This is a genomic window from Streptomyces aurantiaciflavus (genome assembly GCF_049808595.1).
Classification (GTDB): domain Bacteria; phylum Actinomycetota; class Actinomycetes; order Streptomycetales; family Streptomycetaceae; genus Streptomyces.
The window spans coordinates 100524-125701 of the sequence record NZ_JBNCAQ010000013.1; the positions used below are offsets into that span (position 1 = coordinate 100524).

Here is a 25178-nt window from a genome sequence, read left to right on the forward strand (position 1 = left end):
CATGACCGCACTGCCTCGCAACGTTCCTTCCAGTACCGACCCGCACGACCACCACCCTCCGCGGGGTCTGCGGTGGCTGCGCAGCAGCTACAGCACGGGAGCCAACAACTGCGTCGAGACGGCCCGCCCGGCCTCCGGGCCCTGGGCCGGCCTGCTCGCCGTACGCGACTCCAAGGACCCGGCCGGACCCGCCCTGCTCTTCTCCCCCGAGAGCTGGTCGGGCTTCACGGCCGCGTTCCGCTGACCCCCGGCCGTCCACCCGACCGTCCGACCCCCGGGTGCACGGCCGCGTCACGCCCGCTCAGGGGCGTGCCCCGTCGATCACCCCTACAGCGCGTTCGATCTGAGCCTCGGAGAGGTCCGCGCGGGCGGTGAGCCTCAGGCGTGAGATGCCGTCGGGCACGGAAGGAGGACGGAAGCAGCCCACGGCCAGACCTGCCGCACGGCAGTCCGCCGCCCAGCGCACGGCCTGCTCCGGGGACGGAGCCCGCACGGAGACGACCGCGGCGTCCGGACGCACCGCTTCCAGACCCGCGGCCGTCAGCCGCGCGTGCAGCTCACCCGCCACCGCACGCGCGCGTGCCGCGCGTTCCGGTTCGCGGCGCAGCAGCCTCAGGGCCGCGAGGGCCGCGCCGGCCGCCGCCGGGGCGAGTCCCGTGTCGAAGATGAACGTCCGGGCCGCGTTGACCAGATGGTCGATCACACGCGCGGGACCGAGCACGGCGCCGCCCTGGCTGCCGAGCGACTTGGACAGGGTGACCGTGACGACGACGTCGTCGGCGCCCGCGAGACCCGCCGCGTACGGGGCGCCCCGGCCACCGTCGCCCAGGACGCCGAGCCCGTGGGCGTCGTCGACGACCAGCCCGGCGCCGTGCTCCCGGCACGCCTCGGCGAGGGCGGCCAGCGGGGCCGCGTCGCCGTCGACCGAGAAGACCGTGTCGGAGACCGCCACGGCCGGGCCCTCGTGCGTGCCGAGCGCCTTGCGCACGGCGTCCGGGTCGGCGTGCGCGACGACCTGGGTGGTGCCGCGGGCCAGCCGGCAGCCGTCGATGAGCGAGGCGTGGTTGCCCGCGTCGGAGACGATCAGGGCGCCGTGCGGGGCCAGCGCGGTGACCGCGGCCAGGTTGGCCGCGTAACCGGAGGAGAAGACGAGGGCCGCCTCGACGCCGCAGAAATCGGCCAGTTCCCGCTCCAGTTCCGCGTGCAGCTCGGTGGTGCCGGTGACGAGCCGGGAGCCGGTGGCGCCACCGCCCCAGGTCCGGGCGGCCCGGGCCGCGCCCTCGGTGACCTCCGGGTGACGGGCCAGGCCCAGGTAGTCGTTGCTCGCCAGGTCCAGGAGCGGCGAGTCGGCCGCTCGGGGCCGCAGGGTCCGTACGAGTCCGGCGCGGCGGCGCAGCTCCGCCTGCTCGTCGATCCAGCCGAACGCCATGGGTCCTCCGGGGCTTTTGTAGGTAGCGGACAGACACTAGCGGCAGGTCCGGCCACCCATGGTGTGGCAATACCCACACGTCGAACCGGGTGTGTTGTGTGATCCCTACCTTGGCCCGGAGCGGGTCCGTAAGACAGGATCGGCTCTCATGGACCTGCTGAACACGCTGGTGGACAAGGGGCTTCGGCGCGAGCTGCCGACCCGCGAGGAAGCACTGGCCGTACTGGCCACCTCCGACGACGACCTGCTCGATGTGGTGGCCGCGGCCGGCAAGGTGCGCCGGCACTGGTTCGGGCGACGGGTGAAGCTCAACTATCTCGTCAACCTCAAGTCGGGGCTGTGCCCCGAGGACTGCTCCTACTGCTCCCAGCGGCTCGGCTCCACGGCCGGGATCCTCAAGTACACCTGGCTCAAGCCCGACGAGGCCTCGCAGGCGGCGGCCGCGGGGCTGGCCGGCGGTGCCAAGCGGGTGTGCCTGGTGGCGAGCGGGCGCGGTCCCACCGACCGGGACGTGGACCGGGTCTCCGAGACCATCAGGACCATCAAGGAGCAGAACGAGGACGTCGAGGTGTGCGCCTGCCTCGGTCTGCTCTCCGACGGCCAGGCGGAGCGGCTGCGGGAGGCGGGCGCCGACGCCTACAACCACAACCTGAACACGTCCGAGGGGACGTACGCGGACATCACGACCACGCACACGTACGCCGACCGGGTCGACACGGTCCAGAAGGCGCACGCGGCGGGTCTGTCGGCCTGCTCCGGTCTGATCGCCGGGATGGGCGAGAGCGACGAGGACCTGGTGGACGTGGTGTTCTCGCTGCGTGAACTCGACCCGGACTCGGTGCCGGTCAACTTCCTCATCCCGTTCGAGGGCACCCCGCTGGCCAAGGAGTGGAACCTCACCCCGCAGCGCTGCCTGCGGATCCTCGCGATGGTGCGCTTCGTCTGCCCGGACGTCGAGGTGCGCATCGCGGGCGGCCGTGAGGTCCATCTGCGCACGATGCAGCCGCTCGCGCTGCACCTCGCCAACTCGATCTTCCTCGGGGACTACCTCACCAGCGAGGGCCAGGCGGGCAAGGCGGACCTGGAGATGATCGCCGACGCCGGGTTCGAGGTGGAGGGCGCGGACCAGGTGACGCTGCCGGAGCACCGGGCGGGCGGGGGCTGCGGGTCGCACGAGAGCGCGGGGTGCGGGTCCCACGAGAGCGGGGGCTGCGGGTCCCACGAGAGTGCGGGCTGCGGGTCGGGGGAGGGCGGCGGTGTGTGCGGTTCGCCGGCTCCTTCGCCGTCGAGCGAGCCCCGTACGGACCTGGTGGCCGTCCGCCGCCGGGGTGCCGGGACGGACCTCGCGCCCAATGCCTGAACCGGCCGTGTCCGAGCTGCTGGACCTCGACCGGCGGCATGTGTGGCATCCGTACGGTCCGATGCCGGGCCGGGTCGACCCGCTCGTCGTGGAGTCGGCGAGCGGGGTCCGGCTGAAGCTCGCGGACGGCTCGGGCGAGCTGGTCGACGGCATGTCGTCCTGGTGGTCGGCGATCCACGGCTACAACCACCCGGTACTCAACGAGGCCGCGCGCGAGCAGCTCGGACGGATGAGCCACGTGATGTTCGGCGGGCTCACCCACGAGCCCGCCGTACGGCTGGCGAAGCTCCTTGTCGACATGTCGCCCGACGGGCTGGAGCATGTGTTCCTCGCCGACTCGGGATCGGTGTCGGTCGAGGTCGCCGTCAAGATGTGCCTGCAGTACTGGCGTTCGCTGGGCCGTCCCGCCAAGCAGCGGTTGCTGACCTGGCGCGGCGGCTACCACGGGGACACCTGGCAGCCGATGTCCGTGTGCGACCCCGACGGCGGGATGCACGACCTGTGGACCGGGGTGCTGCCCCGCCAGGTCTTCGTCGACCCGCCTCCGGCCGAGTACGAGGAGGCGTACGCCGAGCAGCTGCGCACGGCGATCGAGCGGCACGCCGGCGAACTGGCCGCGGTGATCGTCGAGCCGGTGGTGCAGGGCGCGGGCGGGATGCGCTTCCACTCCCCCGCGTATCTGCGGGTGCTGCGGGAGGCGTGCGACGCGCACGACGTGCTGCTGGTGTTCGACGAGATCGCCACGGGGTTCGGGCGCACGGGCGCGCTGTTCGCGGCGGAGCACGCGGCGGTGACGCCGGACGTGATGTGCGTGGGCAAGGCGCTGACCGGCGGCTACCTGACGATGGCGGCGACGCTGTGCACCTCACGGGTGGCCGACGGGATTTCGCGGGGCGAGGTGCCGGTGCTCGCCCACGGCCCCACCTTCATGGGCAACCCGCTGGCGGCGGCCGTGTCCTGCGCCTCCGTCGAGCTGCTGCTCGGACAGGACTGGCTCGCGGAGGTCAAGCGGATCGAGGCGGGCCTGCGGGAGGGACTCGCGGCGGCTCGTGAGGTGCCGGGCGTCAAGGACGTACGGGTCCTCGGGGCCATCGGCGTCGTCCAGCTCGACCACGCCGTCGACATGGCGGCGGCGACGCGGGCGGCCGTACGCGAGGGCGTGTGGCTGCGGCCGTTCCGCGACCTGATCTACACGATGCCGCCGTACGTCACCGGTGACGCGGACGTGGCGCGGATCGCGCACGCGGTGTGCGCGGCGGCGCGGGAAGGATGAGCATGCCGATCCTGGTGATCACGGGAACGGGCACGGAGGTCGGCAAGACCGTCACCACCGCGGCCGTCGCCGCGTCGGCCCTCACGGCCGGCCGTTCGGTGGCCGTGCTGAAGGCCGCCCAGACGGGTGTGCGGCCGGACGAGCGCGCGGACGCCGACGAGGTCGCGCGCCTCGCCGGCGCCGTCACGACGGCCGAACTCGCCCGCTACCCCGACCCGTTGGCCCCGGCGACGGCGGCTCGACGGGCGGGTCGTGAACCGGTGCGCCCCCGCGAGATCGCCGAGGCCGCCGCCAAGCTGGCCACCGAGCACGACCTGGTCCTCGTCGAGGGCGCCGGCGGGCTGCTCGTACGGTTCGACGAGGCGGGCGGAACCCTGGCCGACGCGGCGGAGCTGCTGCGGGCGCCGGTGCTGGTGGTGGCCTCGCCGGGCCTGGGCACCCTGAACACGACGGAACTCACGGCTCGTGAACTGCGCTCGCGGAAGGTCGAGCTGCTGGGCGTGGTCATCGGCAGCTGGCCCGACTCCCCGGACCTGGCGATGCGTTGCAACGTCACCGACCTGCCGGACGTCGCCGGGGCCCCGCTGCTGGGGGCGCTCCCGGCCGGTGCCGGGTCACTCACGCCCGCCGACTTCCGTGCCACGGCGCCGGGTTGGCTGGCGCCGCGACTGGACGGGACGTGGCAGGCGGAGACGTTCCGGGAGAGCGCGGCGCCCGGGGCCTGAGCACCTCGCGAAGTGCGGGAAGCCAGCCGGCAGCGCTGTCGGCGGGAGCGTCGGCGCTCAGGTCCGCGGACCTCGGTCTCCTGGGGCGGGCCCGGCGGGGCACAGCCCAGCCTGGCCCGCCCCCGGAGTATGAAGCACTGCCGCTTCCTGCGACCTGATCCGACGGATCCCCCAGGTGCTGTCCCGGGACGTCGGTGACACGCGTGCTGGGTGCTTGAACAGCCTCGCGCCGGGGCACCCCCATCGCCCCGCTCACCCGCACGGATGAGTCACCGCCGGTTTCCTGCGACCTGATCCGCCGGACAGGCCCTAACCCTCGTCCGCCTCCGCGAGCAGGCGGACCAGTTCGATGCGGGAGCGGATGCCGAGGCGGTTGAAGACACCACGTAGGTGGTGGTCGATGGTGCGGGGGCTGAGGGCGAGGCGGGTGGCGATCTCGCGGTTGGTGGCGCCGTCGGCGGCCATGCGGGCTACCCGGAGCTGCTGGGCGGTCAGGTGGGTCGTGGGGCTCTCGAGGGCGCGCCGGGGGGCGGGTGCGCCCAGCGCGCGCAGTTCCGCGCGGGCGCGGTCGGCGCAGTGGGGAGCGCCGAAGGCCTCGAACGCCTCCAGGGCGGCGTGCAGGCGCTCGCGGGCCTCGGTGCGCCGGCGGAGCCGACGCAGGGCGCCGCCGAACAGCAGCTCCGTATGGGCGCGTTCGAAGGCGCGGGTGCCCTGAGCGTGCAGGTCGAGTGCGGTGCGGTAGTGGTCGACGGCGTCGGCGCCCGGGGTGAGCAGGGCGCGGCAGCGGGCGCTGAGGGCAAGGTCGTCGACGCTGCGGACGGCGCGGGCCCAGCGGTCGTAGTCCGCGTGGGCGGCGCGGGCGACCCTGGTGTCGCCCGTGCGAACGGCGGCCTCGACGTAGTGCGGGGTGGCCAGGTGGCGGATGGCCCGGTGGCCGTGGCCGGGTCCGAACCCGGCGAGGGCGCGCAGCCTCGCCGCGGCGGCGTCGTGGCGGCCGTGGCCGAGGTCGAGGAAGGCGAGCGCCCACTGGGCGAGCGCGGCGGGCAGACCGAGGCCGTGGGCGAGGGCGTGGGAACGGGCGGCTGCGGCCCGCTCACGGCACAGGTCGGCGTCGCCGGCGAGCGCCCCGAACATCGCGAGTGCGGCCTGCAGATGGCAGGCGCCGTTGTCCTGCCCGGTGATGTACGCCTGGCGCAGGGCGTCCAGCGCGGCGGTCTCGGCGGCGCGGGTACGGCCGGTCCAGAAGTCGGCGTAGGCGCGGAACTCCATGGCCTGGGACACGACGGGTGTGACGCCTCGGATGCGGGCGGCCGCGGCCGCCCGGACGGTGGCCGTGGCGGCGCGGGCGTGGTCGCCGAGCATCAGGGCGGCGATGGCCGCGTGGACGAGGAGGGTGGGGTCGCCACCCGGACCGCACCGCCCGGCGGTCGCCTCCAGCAGGTCCCGCGCGTCCTCGTACCGGCCGTCGACGGCCGCCGCGAGCCCGCCGAGCACACCCGGCGGCGCGATGCCCAGCCGCCCGGCCACCCGCACGGCCTCGCGGCAGCGGCGCAGGTCACCCGTGTAGACGGCGGCCTCCCCGGCGCGGGCGAGGAGGTGGCGGGGGTCCTGGTGGAACCTCGCCGTGAGCTCGGCGACCGCCTCCACGGCGCTTCCCCCGGCAGACGGCGACGCGGCACCCGCGCCCGGCGGCACGGCGCGCCCGCCCGCGCGACGCGCTCCCGCAGACGGCGACGCAGCACAACCAGCCGCACCACCCGCTCCTACAGACGGCGACGCGGCACATCCAGCCGCACCACCCGCTCCCGCAAACGGCGACGCAGCACAACCACCCGCACCACCCACTCCCACAGACGGCGACGCGGCGCAACCGACCGCACCACCCACTCCCGCAGGAGGCGACGCGACACTCGCACCCGGCGCGCGGGCGGCGCATCCGCCCGCGTCAACCGACCCCGAAGACGCCGACACACCACGCCCGACCAGCCCACCACCCGCCCCCACGAAAGTCGCCCCCGCAGACGGCGACGCGGCACCGGCACCGACGTCGGGCAACGCGCCGCGCCCGCCGGCATCGTCGGCTCGCACGGACGGCGGACCGGCACGCCCGCCCGCGCCGCCCGCCGCCGCAGACGGCAGAGCGACACTCGCGCCCGTATGAGCCGCGCCCTCCACCAGCGCGTCGAACGCCTCCCCCGCGTGCCCCGTGCGCAGGGCGAGGATCCCGGACAGGGCCTCGGTGGGGGTGTGGGCGGCGAGGAGGCGGGCGCGGTTGCCGTCGCCGGAGTTCCAGGCGTCGGCGGCGGCCTCGGCGAGCAGGCGGGCGTGCGCGCGGGGGTCCGGGGAGAGGGCGGCGGCGCGTTCGGCGAGGGCCGCGGCCAGGGTCGGGTCCCCGGCGGCGCGGGCCTGCGCGGCGGCGGCCGTCAGCTCCGCCGCGAGCCGCTCGCTGGGGCCGAGGGCGCCCGCTCCCCGGTGCCAGGACCGCCGGGGCGTCTCGCCCGCGCCGTGCAGGACCCGGGCGAGCAGCCGGTGGACGTCGCGCCGGTCGGCCGGGGTGGCCGCGTCGTACACGGCGATCCGGGTCCAGGGGTCGACGAAGCCGACGCCGCCGGCGGTGGCGTGGGCGAGGCCCACGGCCTCGGCGGCCTCCAGGGGCCGTGTGTCGAGGCGGGCGGCGGCCACGGCCCGCAGGAAGGCGTGGGTGGCGACCGGGTATTGGTCGGCCGCGGCGAGCAGGAGCAGCAGCCGTGTGTCGTCCGGCAGCGCCCGCACCGCGCGGCGGCGGGCGGCGAGCAACCCGGGGGCGAGACGGGCGGGTTCGACCGGGAGCGGATCGAGGCCGGCCACCTGGCGTTCGGTGAGCCGCGCCGCGAGTTCGGCGGCCGCGCGCGGGTCGCCGTACACCAGGCGCAGCACCCGGACGCGGACACGTTCGGGAAGCGCGGAGGCCGGGCGCGGCCACGCGTCGGCGAGCGGCGGTGGCGAAGTGCGGTCAAGAGGTGGGGGGTTCACCGGAGTCACCACCCAAATGACGTTACCGATGGGTTACTTGAACCGTAAAGACCGGCGATTTCACCGATGCGGCGCGCGTAGACCCCACCGGACACTCCTGGCGACCCCACCCGTTTCAGGAGGCATCATGCAGCGCCACAAGCGTCGCATCGCCGCGGCCCTCTCGGCCGTGGCCTCATCGCTCCTTCTGGCACTCTCCTTCTCCGCTCCCCCGGCCCAGGCGGCGACCCGCAACCCGGTCGTCTTCGTACACGGCATCAGCAGTTCCTCCAGTAGCTGGACCGACTGGGTCGCGGACTTCAAGGCGGACGGTTACACCGCCGCCGAACTGGACGCCTGGTCGTACAGCTGGTCCCAGTCGAACGTCACCACCGCCCGGCAGCTGGCCACCGAGATCCAGAACGTGCTCGCGCGGACCGGCGCGAGCAAGGTCGACCTCGTCGTCCACTCCATGGGCGCGCTGAGCTCCCGCTACTACCTCAAGAACCTCGGCGGGACGGCGTACGTGGACGACTTCGTCTCGGTCGCGGGCACCAACCACGGCACGTCGGTCGCCTCGCTGTGCGGGTGGCTGTACACCTCGTGCGTCGAGATGCAGACGAACAGCTCGTTCCTCACCGCGCTCAACTCCGGCGACGAGACACCGGGCAGCGTCTCGTACGCCGCGTACTGGTCGAACTGCGACGAGGCGATCAACCCCGACTCCTCGGCGCTGCTGAGCGGGGCGGCCAACGTCGGTGTCGGCTGCGTCTCGCACACCGACACGAACAACGACCACGGGATCTACGAGCAGGTGCGCGATTTCGTCCGGTGACCGGTGACGCGTCCCGTGACGCATCACGTGAGGACAGCGGGGGTGCGGCGGGTCCGTACGGGGGAGAATCCCGGTAGGCCCGTCCTGCCCGGGAGGTCGCCATGCCGCCACGGTCCGCCACCGGCTCCGGCAAGGTGCCCGGCGATCCCGTCCGCCACCCGCTGTTCGCCCGTTGCTACGCCCGGCTCAGCGTGGCCGCGGAGACCCGTGCCGGTCTCGGCGGCCTGCGCGGCCGGCTGCTCGCCGGGCTCTCCGGCCGGGTCATCGAGATCGGCGCGGGCAACGGCCTGAACTTCGCGCACTACCCGGGTACGGTCTCGGAGGTCGTCGCGATCGAACCGGAGCGCCACCTGCGGAAGCTGGCGCGGGAGGCGGCGCTGCGCGCCGAGGTGCCCGTCGACGTCGCCCCGGGCGCGGCGGAGGCGCTGCCGGTCAAGAGCGAGGCCTTCGACGCGGCGGTGCTGTCGCTGGTGCTGTGCAGCGTGCGGGACGTGCCGCGGGCCCTGGCCGAGCTGCGGCGGGTGCTGCGGCCCGGGGGCGAGGTGCGGTTCCTGGAGCACGGTCTGGGCGGCGGGCCGGCGATGACCTGCACCCAGCGGGCGCTGGACCGGACGGTGTGGCCGCACCTCAGCGGCGGCTGCCATCTGTCCCGCGATCCGGTGGGGGCGCTGCGCGACGCCGGGTTCGAACTCGGCCCGTACCGGAGTCTGGTGCTGCCGGAGAAGGGGCCGAGGCTGCCGGTGTCCTACTGCGTGCTGGGGACGGCCTGGGGGCCGGTCATGGACGGGAGCTGAGCCGCGCGCGTTCCGGCCGGAGCTTCAAAGGGCTCCGGCTCGATCCGCACCAGGCCGGCGCGAGCCTCACAGGCTCCACTGGCGCAGCTCCTGCGCGATGTCGTACACCGAGGCCTCACCGCTCTTGACCAGGCGGGCCAGGTCACGGACCTGTTCGGGCGAGGTGACGACCTTCGCCCCGCTGGCCACGAGGTAGGCGTAGGCGACGGAGCAGGCGAAGAGGGCGTTCGAGCGCTCCAAGGCGGGGACGTGGAGGAGCAGTTGGAGCAGCGATGCCGCCCGGGCGTGCGGGGTGTCGTAGACGGGGACGTCGAAGATCTCGGCTCGGTGGCGTGCCACGGCGGCCACCAGGGCTCCCCAGTCGGTGACTTGTGGGTCTCCCGGTGTCTTCTGTTCGGCGAGCATCAGGAGCCAGGCGAGGTCGATGCTGAGATGGTCCAAGGGTTCAGCGGCGACCTTCGCGCGTGCCGGGGTGCGCGCCCTCGCGTGCCGCGCCGAACTCCTCGGCGAAGACGGTCTCGTACTGCTTCATGAAGTCGGCGGCCGCCTCCACGAAGGTGTGCCCCGCCTCCCCGGTGTCCTGTCGGACCAGTTCCTCGATGTAGCGGTTGACGCTCATGCCGCGCGCGGTGGCGCGCTCACGGGCGGCCCGGGCCGTGCCCTCGTCGACGCGTACGTTCAGCTGGGTCTTCGCCATACCTCGACGCTAGCGCCGGGCTGCTAGCACCGGCAAGGGCGGCCTCGGGCCGAAAAGGGATACCGAGTGTGGGCCCGGTCACACTACGCTCGGCCGGACAGGCATGTCGGCACGTCCACGCGAGCGAGGAGGCACCTTGTCCACACCTGCTGCGCAGCACGCCCCCGGCCTGGCCTCGGCCGACGGCGTGGCGGCCCGTGCCCGAGGGCTGACCAAGGCGTACGGCTCGGGCGAGACGACCGTGCTCGCCCTGGATTCGGTGGACGTGGACATCGTGCGCGGGCGTTTCACCGCGGTCATGGGGCCGTCGGGCTCCGGGAAGTCCACGCTGATGCACTGCCTGGCCGGGCTCGACACCGTCTCGGCCGGGCAGGTGTGGCTCGGCGACACCGAGATCACGGGGCTGAGGGAGCGGGAGCTGACCCGGCTCAGGCGGGACCGGATCGGGTTCATGTTCCAGTCGTTCAACCTGATCCCGACGCTGAACGCGCTGGAGAACATCACCCTGCCCATGGACATCGCCGGGCAGAGGCCCGACCAGAAGTGGCTGGACCAGGTGATCGACACCCTCGGGCTGCGCAACCGCCTCAAACACCGCCCGTCCCAGCTCTCCGGCGGCCAGCAGCAGCGCGTGGCCTGCGCCCGGGCGCTCGCCTCCCGCCCGGAGCTGATCTTCGCGGACGAGCCGACCGGCAACCTGGACTCGCGGGCCGGCCTGGAAGTGCTCGCCTTCCTGCGTGAAGCCGTCGACAGCCTGGGGCAGACCGTCGTCATGGTCACCCACGACCCGGGTGCCGCCGCCCACTCCGACCTGGTGCTCTTCCTCGCGGACGGGCGGATCGTGGACGAGATGGGGCAGCCGACGGCGGAGGCGGTCCTGGAACGCATGCGCCTTTTCACCACCGGGAGTTCCCAGGCCTCCGGCTCCGACGGGGCCGGTGGCGAGGCGGGCGTCCCCGCCGGGGAGGACTGAGCCGGTGCTGAAGGCGACGCTCCGGAGTTTCCTCGCCCACAAGGGCCGGCTGCTGCTGTCCGCCCTGGCGGTCGTGCTGTCGGTGGCGTTCGTGGCGGGCAGCCTGATCTTCTCCGACACGGTGACGCGCACCTTCGACCGTCTCTTCGCGTCCACGTCGGCCGATGTGACGGTGCAGCCGAAGGACGATCTGAAGGCCTCCGTGCCGACCGGCGCGGTCCAGACCCTGCCCGCCGCCCTCGTCGACCGGGTGGCCCGCGTCGACGGGGTGGCCTCGGCCCACGCCGACGTGGGCGTGGAGAACATCACCGTCGTCGACGGCGAGAACGAGTCCGTGGGACCGACCACCGGCGCGCCCACCATCGCCGCCGACTGGTACGTCACCGACCGCAGCGCGGTGGAGCTGACCTCCGGTGAGGCCCCGCGCGGCGCCGGCCAGGCCGTGCTGGACGCCGACACCGCCGACAAGAAGGGCGTGGAGATCGGCGACACCCTGACGGTGATGGCCCAGCCGGGCTCCTTCAAGGTCAGGATCGTCGGCATCGCCACCTTCAGGACCACCAATCCGGGCGCGGCCCTGGTCTTCGTCGACCCCGAGGTCGCCGCCCGGCAGCTGCTGGGCTCGGCGGACAAGGTCACGGGCGTCTCCGTCGAGGCGGCGCAGGGGGTGACCGACACGGAGCTGAAGCGCCGGGTCACCGCCGCGCTGGGCTCCGGCCCCTACGACGTGAAGACGGCCGACGAGCAGGCGAAGTCGGCGGCGGAGCAACTCGGCGGGTTCCTCGACATCATCAAGTACGTGATGCTGGGATTCGCCGGGATCGCCGTCCTGGTGGGCGTGTTCCTGATCGTCAACACCTTCTCCATGCTGATCGCCCAGCGCACCCGTGAGCTGGGCCTGCTGCGGGCCCTGGGCGCCGACCGCCGCCAGGTGCGGCGCTCGGTCCTCACCGAGGCGGTGCTGCTGGGCCTGGTCGGCTCGACGCTGGGCCTCGCGGCCGGTATCGGCCTGGCGGCCGGTCTGATCCGGCTGATGAGCGCGTTCGGCATGAACCTGAAGACCACGGAGATGGTCGTCGGCTGGGTCACCCCGGTGACGGCGTACGTCGTCGGCGTCGGCGTCACCTTCGTCGCCGCCTATCTGCCCGCCCGGCGCGCGGCGGCCGTGTCCCCGATGGCGGCCCTCGCGGAAGCGGACATCGCCGGCGTGGGACGGCCGCTGAAGGTGCGCGCGGTGGTCGGGGCGGTCGTCGGCGCCCTCGGTGCGGCCGCCCTCGTGGGCTGCGTGACCGCGTCGCAGACGGCGTCCGCGGCCTCCCTGCTGGGCCTCGGTGTCGTCCTCACCCTGGTCGCGACCGTCATCGCGGGACCCCTGCTGGTGCGTCCGGTGATCCGGGTGCTCGGCGCGGCCGTCCCGGCCCTGTTCGGCTCGATCGGCCGGATGAGCCAGCGCAACGCGCTGCGCAACCCCCGCCGTACCGGCGCCACCGCCGCCGCGCTCATGGTGGGCCTCGCCCTGGTGGGCGGCATGTCGGTGGCGAGCGCCTCCATGTCGAAGTCCTTCGACCAGCAGATCGACGAGACACTCGGCGCCGACTTCGTGATCCAGAACACCAACTTCACCCCGTTCTCCCAGGAGGTCACCGACCGGGTCCACGCCACCGCGGGCGTCGGCACCGTCGTACGGCAGCGGTTCGCGCCGGTCGCCGTACGGCTGCCGGACGGCAGCCGGACCGAGACGACCGCCGCCGGGTACGACCCGCAGGTCGACGAGGTCGCCCACGTGACGTACGCCCAGGGCGACTCGGCGGCCGCGCTGGCCGACGGTGCGATCGGCATGGACGTGGACTTCGCGAAGGATCACGGGGTGCGGGTCGGCAGTGTGCTCCCGGTCGAGTTCCCCGGCGACCGGACCCTCTCGTTGAAGGTCGGCGCGCTGACCGACCAGGACGCCGCGGAGGGCTTCGGCATGCAGGGCGGACTGTTCCTCGGTATCGCGACCGTCGAGAAGTACGTGCCCGGCGGGCAGGACTCCGTGCTGTACGTCAACACGGCCCCCGGCGTGAACGCCGACGACCTGCGGCCCCGGCTGGAGAAGGCGCTCGATCCGTATCCACAGGTGCAGGTGCGCGACCAGGCCGACTACAAGGATCTGGTCCACAACCAGATCGCGGTGCTGCTGTACCTGGTGTACGCGCTGCTCGGGCTCGCGATCGTGATCGCGGTGCTCGGTGTGGTCAACACCCTGGCGCTGTCGGTGGTGGAGCGGACCCGGGAGATCGGGCTGCTGCGGGCCATCGGGCTGGCCCGGCGGCAGTTGCGCCGGATGATCCGGCTGGAGTCGGTGGTGATCGCGGTGTTCGGCGCGGTCCTCGGGCTGGCGCTCGGGCTGGTGTGGGGCGTGTGCACCCAGCAGGTGCTCGCCCTGCAGGGGATGAAGGCGCTCGCGATCCCGTGGGGCACGATCGTCGCGGTCGTCGTCGGCTCGGCGGTGGTCGGCGTCGTGGCGGCGCTGCTCCCGGCGTTGCGCGCGTCCCGCATGAATGTGCTGGCGGCCATCGCGCACGACTGACGGAAAGGCGTGATGGCTCGAGTCGCTCGCTGCTGAGGAGAGTTCATGCCACGTGCGTTCCGTTTCGGAGCCAGTCTGATCGAGCCCGCGCCCGCCGAGGAGTGGCGCGCCAAGTGCCGCCGGGTCGAGGAGCTCGGCTACGACGTGCTGCTCGTCCCCGACCACCTGGGGATGCCGGCGCCGTTCCCCGCCCTGGTCGCGGCCGCCGAGGCCACCGAGCGGCCGCGCCTGGGCACGTTCGTGCTCAACGCCGGTTTCTGGAATCCGGCGTTGCTCGCGCGCGAGGTGGCGACGACGGACGCGCTGACGGGCGGGCGCCTGGAACTGGGACTCGGCACCGGGTACGTACGGGCGGAGCACGAGACGGCGGGGCTGCCGTGGGGCTCGCCCGGTGAGCGGGTGGAGCATCTGCGGCGCACGATCGAGGAGCTGGACCGGCTGCTGGGTTCGCCGGAGCACAGGCCCCGGCCGGTGCAGCGGCCTCGGGTGCCGCTGCTGATCGGGGCCAACGGCGACCGGATGCTCGAACTCACCGCCGAACACGCGGACATCGCGGCCTTCACGGGCGCCCGGTCGGCGCCGGACAGTCCGACGGGGCTGACGCCGATCACGGCCGCCGAGCTCGACGAACGCGTGGCGCGCTACCGCGAGCTGGCGCGGGGCCGTGCGGAACCGGCGGAACTCAACCTGCTCATCCAGATGGTGATCGTCACCGAGGACCGCGAGGCGGCCGTCCGGCCCCTCCTGGAGCGGGTGCCGCAGCTGACCCCGGCGCAGGCACTGGAGCTGCCCCTGCTGCTGGTCGGCACGTTCGAGGAGATCGTCGCGCAGGTGCTCGCGCAGCGGGAGCGGTACGGGTTCTCGTATCTGACGGTGCTGGAGCCGTACATCGAGGCGTTCGCGCCGGTGATCGCTCGGTTGCGGGGACGGTGATCGGCGCCGGCGCCGGGGCGGTGCGTCCGGATGCTGGAATTCCGCCCCCGGAGGCACCGCCCGTGATGGGATCGGCGCATGTCTGATCTGCGGATACGGGCCGCGACGCCCGACGACCTCGACACCGTGCTGGCCTTCTGGAAGACCGCCGCCGAGGGGACGAGCATCAGTGACGACCGGGACGGCGTGGAGCGGCTGGTCGCCCGCGACCCCGAGGCGCTGATCCTGGCCGAGAAGGAGGGCGAGCTGGTCGGCACGGTCATCGCCGGGTTCGACGGATGGCGCTGCCATCTGTACCGGCTGGCCGTGCACCCGGAGCGCCGCCGGCAGGGCATCGGGTCGGCGCTGCTGGCCGCGGCGGAGGAGCGGTTCACGCGGCTCGGCGGGCGGCGCGGGGACGCGATGGTGCTGACACGCAACGAGACCGCGCACCATGCGTGGCGCGCGGCGGGGTACACGCCTCAGGAGCAGTGGCTGCGCTGGGTGAAGCCGCTCACCGGCTGACCCGGCCCGCCGACCGTCCGCTTTGCCGATCCTTTACTATTGGGGGGACCGTACGGACAGTACGGTCTTCCCATCGGTTCATGAAAGGTGTGAGCGTCCGCCCATGGGCGAGCCTCCCAGTACCCGACATCGCGCGTTCCTCCCTGCCCTGTCCGACCATGGGACGGAGGTGACCCGATGATGGAAGTGCTCCTGCTGCTGGTGGCGATCCTGCTGTCGCTCGCGTGCGGCGCCTTCGTCGCGGCCGAGTTCTCACTGACCACCGTGGAGCGCGGCGAACTGGAACGGGCGGTCGCGCGGGGCGAGCGCGGCGCGGCCGGCGCCCTCAAGGCCGTCCGCAATCTCACCTTCCAGCTCTCCGGCGCCCAGCTCGGCATCACCGTCACCAACCTGGTGGTCGGCATGCTCGCCGAGCCGTCCATCGCCAAGCTGATCTCCGGGCCGCTGGAGTCGATCGGCTTCTCGCGCACCGCGGCGAGCTCGGTCGCGCTGGTGCTGGGTACGGCCCTGTCGACCGTGTTCCTGATGGTCGTCGGCGAGCTGGTGCCGAAGAACTGGGCGATCTCCGCCCCGCTGGCCGTGGCCAAGCGGGTGGGCAACGCCCAGCGCTGGTTCAGCGCCGCCTTCCGCCCCTTCATCACCCATCTGAACAACACCGCGAACCGTGTGGTGCGCCGCTTCGGCCTGGAGCCCGCCGAGGAGCTGGCCTCCGCCCGCAGTCCCCAGGAGCTGGCGGCGCTGGCCCGGCACTCCGCCAAGCAGGGCGCCCTGGAGGCGGACACCGCCGAGCTGTTCGTGCGCACGCTGAATCTGGCCGACCTCACCGCTGAGAACGTGATGACCCCGCGCGTGCAGGTCATCGCCCTGGAGGCCCTGGCGACCTGCGAGGACGTGGCGAACGCCACCCGGGCGACGGGTCTTTCCCGCTTCCCCGTCTACCGCGGCAGCCTGGACACGGTGGTCGGCACCGCCCACATCAAGGACGTCCTGGCGGTCCCCGCGGAGCGCCGCACGCGCGTGTCCATCGCCGAGATCATGCGTGAACCGCTGCTGGTGCCCGAGTCGCTGACGGTGGACCGGCTCCTGGACCGGCTGTCCGGGAAACGGACGATGGCCGTGGTCATCGACGAGTACGGCGGCACGGCGGGCGTGGCGACGCTGGAGGACATCGTCGAGGAGGTCGTCGGCGAGGTCCGTGACGAGCACGACCCGCACGAGACACCCGACCTGGCCCCCGCGGGCACGGACGACGACGGCCGTGTCCTGTACTCGGCCGACGGCGCCGCCCGCACCGACCAGCTCACGCGCGTGGGGCTGCACGCCCCGGAGGGCCCGTACGAGACACTCGCCGGCCTGGTCGCCACCGAGCTGGGCCGCATCCCGGCCGTCGGCGACAGGGTCCAGGTCGCCGGCTGGCGCATGGACGTGGTGGACGCCTCCGGCCGCAGGGCCGCGCGGGTGCTGCTGCACGCGCCGCTCGACGACCCGTCCGAACAGGAGGTCGGCAGGTGACCGCCGTCCAGTTGCTGATCGGCCTGGCGACCCTGGTCGTCAACGCCTTCTTCGTCGGAGCGGAGTTCGCCCTGATCTCCGTACGCCGCTCCCAGATCGAGCCGTACGCCGAGCGGGGCGACCGGCGCGCCAGGAGCGTGCTGTGGGGTCTGGAGCACGTGTCCGCGCTGATGGCGGCGGCACAGCTCGGCATCACGCTGTGCACCCTGGTCCTCGGTGTGGTCGCGGAACCGGCGATCGCGCATCTGCTGGAGCCGGTGTTCCACGCGATCGGCGTGCCCGAGAGCGCCGGCCACGCGGTGTCCTTCGTGATCGCGCTGACCCTGGCCACGTATCTGCACATGCTGCTGGGCGAGATGGTGCCGAAGAACATCGCGCTCGCGGAGCCGGTGCGCAGCGCCCTGCTGCTCGGACCGCCGCTGGTCACCCTCTCCCGGGCGCTGCGCCCGGTGATCTTCGCGATCAACGCCTTCGCGAACGGCCTGCTGAAGCTGCTGCGGATCGAGACCAAGGACGAGGTCACGGCCACCTTCTCGGACGCGGAGCTGGCGCAGATCGTCAAGGACGCCGGTGAGGCGGGTCTCCTCGACGACCGCGCCCAGGAGCGGCTGCACGACGCCCTGGAGCTGGGCCGGCGCCCGGTGCGGGACGTCGTCCTTCCGCTGGAACGTGTCGTCTACGCGCGCGTGGGCGTCACGCCGGAGGAGCTGGAGCGGCTCGCGGGCGAGTCCGGGTTCTCCCGCTTCCCCGTCGTCGACGAGGGGCGCCGGATCGTCGGCTACCTGCACGTCAAGGACGCGCTGGACGCCTCGCCCCACAACGTGCCGTTCCGGCTGCGGGACCTGCGGCCCATCGCGCGCGTACGGGAGACGACGCCCCTGGACGACGTCCTGACCGCCATGCGGGGCAGCCGTACGCATCTGGCGGCCGTGCTGGGCGCCGACGGACGGCTCGCGGGGATGGTGACCATGGAGGACGTGCTGCGGGAACTGTTCGGGCAGCGGGCGTGAGGCTGCTCCTGCCGTGAGCGAGCTCCCGCCGTGAGCCTGCTCCCGAGGGGAACGGAGGCCGACCGACCGACGGGTATGTGCGCGGGTTACCATCGCTGACGTCATGCAGACGAACACCACACCCCCGTACTCCAGTCTCGTCGCGGTCGGCGACTCCTTCACCGAGGGCATGTCGGACCTGCTGCCGGACGGCACCTACCGGGGCTGGGCGGACCTCCTCGCGGGCCGGATGGCCGCCCGCACGCCCGGCTTCCGGTACGCCAACCTCGCCGTGCGCGGCAAGCTGATCGGCCAGATAGTCGAGGAGCAGGTGCCCGTGGCGGCCGCGATGGGCGCCGACGTGATCACCCTCGTCGGCGGCCTCAACGACACGCTGCGACCCAAGTGCGACATGGGGCGGGTCAAGGGCCTGCTGACGGAGGCGGTGGAGCGGCTGGCCCCGTCCTGCAAGCAGCTCGTGCTGATGCGCAGCCCCGGCCGCCAGGGCCCGGTCCTGGAGCGGTTCCGGCCGCGCATGGAGGAGTTGTTCGCCTGCGTCGACGACCTCGCCGCCCGGCACGGCGCCCTGGTCGTCGACCTGTACGGCGCCCCGTCCCTGGGCGACCCGCGCCTGTGGGACGTGGACCGGCTGCACCTCACGGCCGAGGGCCACCGCCGTGTCGCCGAGGCGGTCTGGCAGACGCTCGGCCACGACCCCGAGGACACCGAGTGGCACACACCGATGCCGGCGACCCTGCCGCCGGGCTGGGCTGCGCGCCGCGTCGCGGACGTCCGGTTCGCCCGGCAGCACCTGCTGCCGTGGATCGGACGCCGTCTGACCGGCCGCTCCTCGGGCGACGGCCTGCCGCCGAAGCGGCCGGAGCTGCTGCCGTACGAGGGCCCCGCGGTCTAGGAGCGCGGTGACCGCGCGGGTGATCGGTCTCCGGGCCGGATCCACGGGTTCGGGCCCCGGCTGGAAGACTCCCCCGTGGACGTCGCCCTGACCGGCGCCGGCGGTGAGCCACCGCTGGACCTCGGAGGCTGAGACCTCCCCCGGCACCCCCGGGCAACCCCTTCGCCTACGACACCCCGACGAGGAGACGGGACGGCACGCGGGCCGAGGTGACGGCTGTGTACCGGGCGTATCCGCTGGACACCCGGAGCTGCTGGAGCTGGTGGACGGCCTGCGCGGGAAGACGCCGGCCTGCTGGTGAGCGCCGGAACCCTGTCACGCGGACGTCCTGCCCGAGCTGGCGCAGGCCGGAGGGTGACGCGGGTCTCGTAGGTTCCGCCGAACAGCCCTGCGGCGCTGGCCTGCACGAATCGCCAGTAGAATCCGTACACGTGACTTCCGCTCCCGCCAAGCCCCGCATCCCGAACGTCCTCGCCGGACGCTACGCCTCCGCCGAGCTCGCCACGCTCTGGTCGCCCGAGCAGAAGGTGAGGCTGGAGCGTCAGCTCTGGCTCGCCGTGCTGCGGGCGCAGAAGGACCTCGGGATCGAGGTGCCGGACGCGGCGATCGCCGACTACGAGCGCGTCCTCGACCAGGTCGACCTGGCCTCGATCGCCGAGCGCGAGAAGGTCACGCGGCACGACGTGAAGGCGCGGATCGAGGAGTTCAACGACCTCGCCGGGCACGAGCACGTGCACAAGGGCATGACCTCGCGCGACCTCACCGAGAACGTCGAGCAGCTGCAGATCCGCCTCTCGCTGGAGCTGATGCGCGACCGTACGGTGGCCGTCCTCGCCCGGCTGGGCAAGCTGGCCGGGGAGTACGCCGAGCTGGTCATGGCCGGCCGCTCGCACAACGTGGCCGCGCAGGCCACCACGCTCGGCAAGCGTTTCGCGACCGCGGCCGACGAGCTGCTCGTGGCGTACGGCCGGGTCGAGGAGCTGCTCGGCCGCTACCCGCTGCGTGGCATCAAGGGCCCGGTCGGCACGGCGCAGGACATGCTCGACCTGCTCGGCGGGGACGCCGGGAAGCTCGCCGAGCTGGAGCAGCGGATCGCGGGCCACCTGGGCTTCTCGCAGGCGTTCACGTCCGTCGGCCAGGTGTACCCGCGCTCGCTGGACTACGAGGTCGTCACCGCGCTGGTGCAGCTGGCGGCGGCGCCGTCGTCGCTGGCGAAGACGATCCGGCTGATGGCCGGGCACGAGCTGGTCACCGAGGGCTTCAAGCCGGGCCAGGTCGGCTCCTCCGCCATGCCGCACAAGATGAACACCCGCTCCTGCGAGCGCGTCAACGGCCTCATGGTCGTCCTGCGCGGCTACGCGTCGATGACGGGCGAGCTGGCGGGCGACCAGTGGAACGAGGGTGACGTGTCCTGCTCGGTGGTGCGCCGGGTGGCGCTCCCCGACGCGTTCTTCGCGCTGGACGGTCTGCTGGAGACGTTCCTGACGGTGCTCGACGAGTTCGGGGCCTTCCCGGCGGTCGTGTCGCGCGAGCTGGACCGCTATCTGCCGTTCCTCGCCACCACCAAGGTGCTGATGGGCGCGGTGCGCGCGGGCGTGGGCCGCGAGGTCGCGCACGAGGCGATCAAGGAGAACGCCGTGGCCTCCGCGCTGGCGATGCGCGAGCAGGGCGCCGAGCGCAACGAGCTCCTGGACAAGCTCGCCGCCGACGAGCGCATCCCGCTGGACCGGGCGCAGCTCGACGCGCTGATGGCCGACAAGCTGTCCTTCACGGGCGCCGCCGCCGACCAGGTTGCCGCCGTCGTCGGCCGGATCGAGGAGATCGTGAAGCAGCGCCCGGAGGCCGCCGGCTACACCCCGGGAGCGATCCTCTGACCCGCTTCACCCAGGCGGAGCTCGAGGCCGCCCGCGACCGTCTCGTCCCGGACGTGGTCGCGGGCGGCCTCCGTGTGCTGTTCTGCGGCATCAACCCGGGGCTGATGACGGCGGCGACGGGCCACCACTTCGCCCGCCCGGGCAACCGTTTCTGGCCGGTGCTGCACCTGTCCGGTTTCACGCCGAGGCTGATGAAGCCGGCCGAGCAACGGGAGTTGCTGTCGTACGGGCTCGGCATCACCAACGTGGTGGCGCGGGCGACCGCGCGGGCCGACGAGCTGACGGCTCAGGAGTACCGCGAGGGCGGGCGGCTGCTGGCGGAGAAGGTCGTGCTGCTGAGGCCGCGCTGGCTGGCCGTGGTGGGGGTCACGGCCTACCGGGCCGCGTTCGACGACCGGAAGGCGCGGGTGGGTCCGCAGGAGCGGGTGATCGGGGACACGCGTGTGTGGGTGCTGCCGAATCCCAGTGGCCTCAACGCCCATTGGACGGCGGCGACGATGGCGGAGGAGTTCGCGCGGCTGCGGGTGGCGGCGGAGGGCTGAGGCCGGGTCAGGGCGGGTCGGTGTCGGTGACGACGGCGAGGAGCTGGAACGGCAGTTCCTTGTCCCACTGGGAGACTCCCAGGGCGAGCCAGCGTCCCGTGCCGGGCAGCTGCCACAGGTGGACGTCCGGCACGTGCGCACTGAGCGAGCGCCAGGGCTCGGGTATGTCCTCGCCGTTCGTCGAGCGTTCCAGCGTGCTGGACAGGCTGATGTGGTGCGGTGGCCCCCAGCGGTCGGTCAGCCGCGCGGTGATCCCGTCCCGGTCGGCGTCGTACTGTGCCTCCGTCTCCTCCCACTGCGTCCCGTCGTCCTCCCAGAAGTCGTCGCTGGTCTGTAACTCGGCGACGAGATAACCGGGGCCTCCCGTGCCCACGTCCGTCCTGCCGTGCTCCGCGGGGAAGTCCCGGGCGCACAGCAGGTCGATGGTGGCGAGCCAGCGCGCGATGTCCATGTGATCCAGTAAACCGGCTGCCACTGACAATCAGTGAGGCGATGGCCACGGGGAACTGTCAGGGTGTCAGCGACCCGGGCTCAGGCGTCCCGGCGCCGCACCCGCCACTCCCCCGCCGCGAGGGCGGCCGCCGTCCACAGGGCGGTCACCGCGAGCCCGGTCCACGGTCCCAGGGCGCCGTCCCAGCTTCCGTGGAGCACCACTTGGCCGGCCCGGTCGGGCAGGAAGTCCGCGACGCCGCCGGACAGGTCGCCGATCACGAAGGACACGATCAACAGGAACGGGATCAGGACGCTCAGCGCGGCCACTCCGCTGCGCAGGACGGCCGTCAGCCCCGCGGCGAACAGGGCCATCAGCGTCAGGTGGATCCCGCAGCCCACCGCGGCGCGCACGCCCTCGGCCGTACTGAACCCGTCGGCCTTCTCCCCCAGTACCGCGCTGCCCACCGCCAAGGTGACGAAGCCCGTGACCAGGCCGACGGCCAGGACGGGCAGCGCGATCGCCGTCGCCTTGGCGGCGAACCAGCGGCCCCGGTGCGGCACCGCGGCCAGCGAGACGCGCAGCGCCCCGCCCTGGAACTCGGCCGCCACGGCCGTCGTCCCGAACGCGATCGCCGCGATCTGGCCGAAGGTGACGCCGAAGAAGGCGGAGAACAGCGGGTCGAAGTCGTCGCCGTCCGTGTCGACGCCGGCGAGCGCGGAGAAGGCGACGGTGGCGACCAGGATCGCGCACGGGCCGCCGACCTGTGCGCGCAGGGTACGGATCTTGATCAACTCGGCGTGGAGGGCGGGCTGGAATGCCATGGTCAGGCCTCCTGCGGCTGGGCCGTGAACTCGGCGTCGGCGGCGGTCAGATCGAGGTAGGCCTGCTCCAGCGTGCCTTCCTCGGCGGTCAGTTCGAGCAGGGGGACGCCGGCGTCGGACGCGAGGCGGCCGATGTCGTCCACGCGTGCGTGGTCCACGGTCCAGTGCCCGTCGTCGTGGGCGACGGCGTCGTGGCCGTGGCGGGCGAGGGCGTTGCCGAGCGCGGCGGGGTCGCTGGTGCGGACCCGTACGCGGGGCCGCACGCGCGCGTCGATGAAGTCCCGCATCGGGGTGTCAGCCAGCAGGCGGCCCCGGCCGAGGACGACGAGGTGGTCGGCGAAGGAGGCGGTCTCGTTCATCAGGTGACTGGAGACCAGCACGGTCCGCCCCTCGCCCGCGAGCCGACGCAGCAACCCGCGGATCCAGACGATGCCTTCGGGGTCCAGGCCGTTGGACGGCTCGTCGAGCACCACCACCTCGGGGTCGCCGAGCAGGGCCGCGGCGATGCCCAGCCGCTGGCGCATGCCCAGGGAGTACGTCCTCACCCGGCGGCGGGCGGCCGGGGCGAGCCCCGTCTCCTCCAGCACCTCGTCGACCCGGCGGACGGGGACGCGGTTGCTCGCGGCGAGGGCGCGCAGATGGTCGCGGCCGGTGCGGGACCCGTGCGGGGCCTGCGCGTCGAGCAGGGCGCCGACGTGCCGCAGGGGTTCGCGCAGGGTGGCGTAGGTCCGGCCGTCGAGGGTGGCGGTGCCGGACGTCGGGCGGTCGAGGCCGAGGAGCAGGCGCAGGGTGGTGGACTTCCCGGCGCCGTTGGGGCCGAGGAAACCGGTGACGCGGCCGGGCAGGACGCGGAAGGTGAGCGCGTCCACGGCCCGTCGGCGGCCGTACTCCTTCGTGAGGTCGCGGATGTCGATGCTGGTCATGGCCCCAGCCTGGCGACCGGCCCGGTGCGGGGGCCTCCCCCGCCGGTGGAGTCCGTCTCCCCCGCCCGGGGGAGGCCCGTTGTCAGTGGTGCCTGCCACGATGTCCGCATGGGCCGCTGCCTGCGCCCGCTGCTGCGGGGGACGACGTACACACGACTGCTGCACCTGTGGGTGCCGATGCTGGTCGTGAGTGTCTGGATGTACATCGATCCGTCGCGGCCGTGGGTGCCCGCGCTCGTGCTCGTGCCGGTCGGGCTGATCCCGGCGGTGCGCAGGGGCGAGGGGGTGCAGGCGCAGCTGCTGCTCACGCCCGGCGAGCGGGATCCGGGCTTCTCCGTGGCTCCGGCGACGGGATGGCGGGACCGGCTGCGCACGGTGCTGTGGCTGGAAGTGCGCATGGCGCTCGGGGCGGTGTCCGTGTTCGGCTGCGTCTGGCTGCCGATCCTCGCCTTCGAGCTGGCCCGGACCGCGTGGGGGCGGGTGCCCGACGGCGTCCCGGTCCTCGCCGAAGCGACACCGCACTGGGGCTACGCCCTCCTGGTGCCGCTCCCTCTCCTCGCCTTGTACGGGCTGGTCGTCGGGCTCGGCGCGTCGGTCACCTCCCTCGCGCGGCGGCTCCTCGGCCCCTCCGCCGCGGAGCGGCTCGCGGCGCTGGAGGAGCGCACCGAGCAGCTCCTGGAGCGCAATCGGATAGCGCGCGAGCTGCACGACTCGATCGGTCACGCGCTCACGGTGGCGGTGGTGCAGGCGGGCGCGGCGCGGGCGGCGGGCGACGCTGAGTTCACCGACCGGGCACTGGGCGCGATCGAGGAGACCGGCCGGTCGGCCCTCGCCGATCTGGAGCGGGTCCTCGGTGTCCTGCGCGAGTCGGAGCAGCCGGCGAGCGGAAGGCCGACGCTGGCCGAGGCCGACCGGCTGCTGGAGTCGGCGCGCGCGTCGGGCGCGAAGGTCGACGCCGAGGTGACCGGACCGCTGGACTCGGTGCCGGGTCCGGTGTCCCGGGAGGGCTACCGCATCCTCCAGGAGGCGCTGACCAACGTGCTGAGACACGCGGGAGCCGTCCCCGTCCGGGTCCGTGTCGGGGTCGCCTCCGACGTCCTCTGCCTGGAGGTCCGCAATCCGCTGACGGCTGGCACACCCGGCCCCGGGCGCGGCAGCGGGCTGCGTGGCATACGCGAGCGGGCCGCGCTCCTCGGCGGGCGGGCGTCCACGGGCCCGGACGCGGGAGACTGGCAGGTCCGTGCGGAGCTGCCGCTGGGCTGATCTACGCTGGCCGGATGCCGGTGACCGTACTCCTCGTCGACGACGAACCCCTGGTCCGCGCGGGTCTGCGGGCCGTGCTGGAGGCGCCGGGCGACATCGAGGTCGTCGGGGAGGCGGCGGACGGTGCGGCGGTGATTCCGCTGGTGCGGCAGCTCCGGCCGGACGTGGTCGCCATGGACGTGCGGATGCCGTTGATGGACGGGATCGAGGCCACTCGGGCGGTGCTGCGGACGGTGCCGGAGCCGCCGAAGATCCTCGTGGTGACGACCTTCGAGAACGACGAGTACGTGTACGAGGCGCTGCGGGCGGGCGCGGACGGGTTTCTGCTGAAGCGGGCGCGGCCCGCCGAGATCGTGCACGCGGTGCGGCTCGTCGCCGAGGGCGAGTCACTGCTGTTCCCCGCGTCGGTACGGCGGCTCGCCGCCGAGTACGGCGACGGGGGGCGGGGGAACCGCGCGGCCCGGGACGTGTTGCGACGGGCGCGGTTGACCGAGCGGGAGGCCGAGGTGCTGCGGCTGATGGCACGAGGCCTGTCCAACGCGGAGATCGCCGCCCAGCTGGTCGTCGGCGCGGAGACGGTCAAGTCACATGTGAGCGCGGTCCTGGCCAAGCTGGGGGCACGGGACCGCACGCAGGCCGTCATCACGGCGTACGAGTCCGGGTTCGTGGGCGCAGGCTGAGCCGACGCACGACACCTGCGGCACACCGAGCGGCCGGCGGACGCCCGACGGCGCACGACGTCCTCGACGGCACGCCGAGCCTGCGGGCGGCAGGCCGGCGCGCCACCCGGGGCCCGAGGCGCGCCACCCGGGGCACGCCGAG

General features: G+C 73.4%; 25 protein-coding genes. 17 read left to right on the top strand and 8 right to left on the bottom strand.

The features are described 5' to 3' along the window. Position 1 precedes the first annotated feature (1 nt). The gene (locus tag ACPT94_RS17775) at positions 2-244 is read left to right on the top strand and encodes a DUF397 domain-containing protein (protein WP_360342435.1); all 243 of its coding nucleotides are present in this window, start codon (positions 2-4) and stop codon (positions 242-244) included. A gap of 57 nt (positions 245-301) precedes the next feature. Here ACPT94_RS17775 and ACPT94_RS17780 read toward each other — a convergent pair whose 3' ends face one another. Further along, positions 302-1429, bottom strand: a complete 1128-nt coding sequence (locus tag ACPT94_RS17780; RefSeq protein WP_425246257.1) for an 8-amino-7-oxononanoate synthase — start codon at positions 1427-1429, stop codon at positions 302-304. Between the two features lie 148 nt (positions 1430-1577). Between ACPT94_RS17780 and bioB the strand changes: the two genes are divergently transcribed. The 3 genes from bioB to bioD are packed head-to-tail and all read left to right on the top strand — an operon-like array spanning position 1578 to position 4787. Next, the gene (gene bioB / locus ACPT94_RS17785) at positions 1578-2789 is read left to right on the top strand and encodes a biotin synthase BioB (RefSeq protein WP_360342429.1); all 1212 of its coding nucleotides are present in this window, start codon (positions 1578-1580) and stop codon (positions 2787-2789) included. After that, on the top strand, positions 2782-4062 hold the full coding sequence (locus ACPT94_RS17790; RefSeq protein ID WP_425246258.1) for an adenosylmethionine--8-amino-7-oxononanoate transaminase: 1281 nt from the start codon (positions 2782-2784) through the stop codon (positions 4060-4062). The genes bioB and ACPT94_RS17790 overlap by 8 nt, the downstream gene beginning before the upstream one ends. 2 nt (positions 4063-4064) lie before the next feature. Next, positions 4065-4787, top strand: coding sequence for a dethiobiotin synthase (gene bioD, locus ACPT94_RS17795; RefSeq protein WP_425246259.1), 723 nt, complete (start codon positions 4065-4067; stop codon positions 4785-4787). A 309-nt stretch (positions 4788-5096) separates the two neighbouring features. On the opposite strand, the gene ACPT94_RS17800 is transcribed toward bioD, so the two are convergent. Next, complete coding sequence (locus ACPT94_RS17800; RefSeq protein ID WP_425246260.1) at positions 5097-7811, bottom strand: LuxR C-terminal-related transcriptional regulator; 2715 nt, start codon at positions 7809-7811, stop codon at positions 5097-5099. Between the two features lie 115 nt (positions 7812-7926). On the opposite strand from ACPT94_RS17800, the gene ACPT94_RS17805 reads away from it, so the two are divergent. Both ACPT94_RS17805 and ACPT94_RS17810 read left to right on the top strand, forming a co-directional pair. Next, complete coding sequence (locus ACPT94_RS17805; protein WP_360342420.1) at positions 7927-8613, top strand: esterase/lipase family protein; 687 nt, start codon at positions 7927-7929, stop codon at positions 8611-8613. Between the two features lie 101 nt (positions 8614-8714). Continuing rightward, entirely contained in the window at positions 8715-9407 is a 693-nt protein-coding gene (locus ACPT94_RS17810; protein ID WP_360342417.1) for a class I SAM-dependent methyltransferase, read from the top strand. A gap of 66 nt (positions 9408-9473) precedes the next feature. Here ACPT94_RS17810 and ACPT94_RS17815 read toward each other — a convergent pair whose 3' ends face one another. Both ACPT94_RS17815 and ACPT94_RS17820 read right to left on the bottom strand, forming a co-directional pair. Continuing rightward, positions 9474-9848, bottom strand: coding sequence for a fic family toxin-antitoxin system, toxin component (locus tag ACPT94_RS17815; RefSeq protein ID WP_360342414.1), 375 nt, complete (start codon positions 9846-9848; stop codon positions 9474-9476). Between the two features lie 4 nt (positions 9849-9852). After that, positions 9853-10104 carry a toxin-antitoxin system HicB family antitoxin gene (locus ACPT94_RS17820; RefSeq protein ID WP_360342411.1) on the bottom strand — a complete coding sequence of 84 codons (252 nt, stop codon included), beginning with the start codon at positions 10102-10104 and terminating at the stop codon, positions 9853-9855. 136 nt (positions 10105-10240) lie between these two features. On the opposite strand from ACPT94_RS17820, the gene ACPT94_RS17825 reads away from it, so the two are divergent. The 7 genes from ACPT94_RS17825 (at position 10241) to ACPT94_RS17855 (ending at position 18500) form a co-directional block, all read left to right on the top strand. Next, positions 10241-11077, top strand: a complete 837-nt coding sequence (locus ACPT94_RS17825; protein WP_360342408.1) for an ABC transporter ATP-binding protein — start codon at positions 10241-10243, stop codon at positions 11075-11077. A gap of 4 nt (positions 11078-11081) precedes the next feature. Next, positions 11082-13649, top strand: a complete 2568-nt coding sequence (locus tag ACPT94_RS17830) for an ABC transporter permease (protein ID WP_425246261.1) — start codon at positions 11082-11084, stop codon at positions 13647-13649. Positions 13650-13694: 45 nt separating this feature from the next. After that, complete coding sequence (locus tag ACPT94_RS17835; RefSeq protein ID WP_360342402.1) at positions 13695-14582, top strand: LLM class F420-dependent oxidoreductase; 888 nt, start codon at positions 13695-13697, stop codon at positions 14580-14582. A 78-nt stretch (positions 14583-14660) separates the two neighbouring features. Beyond that, positions 14661-15086 (top strand): GNAT family N-acetyltransferase, encoded by a 426-nt coding sequence (locus tag ACPT94_RS17840; RefSeq protein ID WP_360342399.1) that lies wholly within the window; start codon positions 14661-14663, stop codon positions 15084-15086. 177 nt (positions 15087-15263) lie between these two features. Beyond that, positions 15264-16598 (top strand): hemolysin family protein, encoded by a 1335-nt coding sequence (locus tag ACPT94_RS17845; RefSeq protein ID WP_360342396.1) that lies wholly within the window; start codon positions 15264-15266, stop codon positions 16596-16598. Beyond that, on the top strand, positions 16595-17608 hold the full coding sequence (locus ACPT94_RS17850) for a hemolysin family protein (RefSeq protein ID WP_425246262.1): 1014 nt from the start codon (positions 16595-16597) through the stop codon (positions 17606-17608). The genes ACPT94_RS17845 and ACPT94_RS17850 overlap by 4 nt, the downstream gene beginning before the upstream one ends. Positions 17609-17711: 103 nt before the next feature. Beyond that, on the top strand, positions 17712-18500 hold the full coding sequence (locus ACPT94_RS17855; RefSeq protein ID WP_360342390.1) for an SGNH/GDSL hydrolase family protein: 789 nt from the start codon (positions 17712-17714) through the stop codon (positions 18498-18500). A gap of 166 nt (positions 18501-18666) precedes the next feature. Here the strand turns inward: ACPT94_RS17855 and ACPT94_RS17860 are convergent, their stop codons facing one another. Continuing rightward, complete coding sequence (locus ACPT94_RS17860) at positions 18667-18819, bottom strand: hypothetical protein (RefSeq protein ID WP_425246263.1); 153 nt, start codon at positions 18817-18819, stop codon at positions 18667-18669. A 112-nt stretch (positions 18820-18931) separates the two neighbouring features. Here ACPT94_RS17860 and purB point away from each other — a divergent pair, with 112 nt between their 5' ends. Both purB and mug read left to right on the top strand, forming a co-directional pair. After that, complete coding sequence (gene purB, locus ACPT94_RS17865) at positions 18932-20374, top strand: adenylosuccinate lyase (protein ID WP_360342387.1); 1443 nt, start codon at positions 18932-18934, stop codon at positions 20372-20374. Further along, positions 20371-20916 carry a G/U mismatch-specific DNA glycosylase gene (gene mug, locus ACPT94_RS17870; protein ID WP_360342471.1) on the top strand — a complete coding sequence of 182 codons (546 nt, stop codon included), beginning with the start codon at positions 20371-20373 and terminating at the stop codon, positions 20914-20916. The genes purB and mug overlap by 4 nt, the downstream gene beginning before the upstream one ends. 7 nt (positions 20917-20923) lie before the next feature. On the opposite strand, the gene ACPT94_RS17875 is transcribed toward mug, so the two are convergent. The 3 genes from ACPT94_RS17875 to ACPT94_RS17885 all read right to left on the bottom strand — a co-directional run bounded on the left by ACPT94_RS17875 (position 20924) and on the right by ACPT94_RS17885 (position 23093). Next, complete coding sequence (locus tag ACPT94_RS17875) at positions 20924-21367, bottom strand: hypothetical protein (RefSeq protein ID WP_360342384.1); 444 nt, start codon at positions 21365-21367, stop codon at positions 20924-20926. Positions 21368-21447: 80 nt separating this feature from the next. Next, the gene (locus ACPT94_RS17880) at positions 21448-22170 is read right to left on the bottom strand and encodes an ABC transporter permease (RefSeq protein ID WP_360342381.1); all 723 of its coding nucleotides are present in this window, start codon (positions 22168-22170) and stop codon (positions 21448-21450) included. A gap of 2 nt (positions 22171-22172) precedes the next feature. Then, a complete protein-coding gene (locus ACPT94_RS17885; RefSeq protein ID WP_360342378.1) occupies positions 22173-23093 on the bottom strand; it encodes an ATP-binding cassette domain-containing protein in 921 nt (306 codons plus the stop codon). Between the two features lie 108 nt (positions 23094-23201). On the opposite strand from ACPT94_RS17885, the gene ACPT94_RS17890 reads away from it, so the two are divergent. Then, a complete protein-coding gene (locus ACPT94_RS17890) occupies positions 23202-24356 on the top strand; it encodes a sensor histidine kinase (protein WP_360342375.1) in 1155 nt (384 codons plus the stop codon). A gap of 14 nt (positions 24357-24370) precedes the next feature. Then, positions 24371-25036: a response regulator transcription factor gene (locus tag ACPT94_RS17895; RefSeq protein WP_360342372.1), complete on the top strand. Its 666-nt coding sequence runs from the start codon at positions 24371-24373 to the stop codon at positions 25034-25036. Positions 25037-25178: the final 142 nt, after the last annotated feature.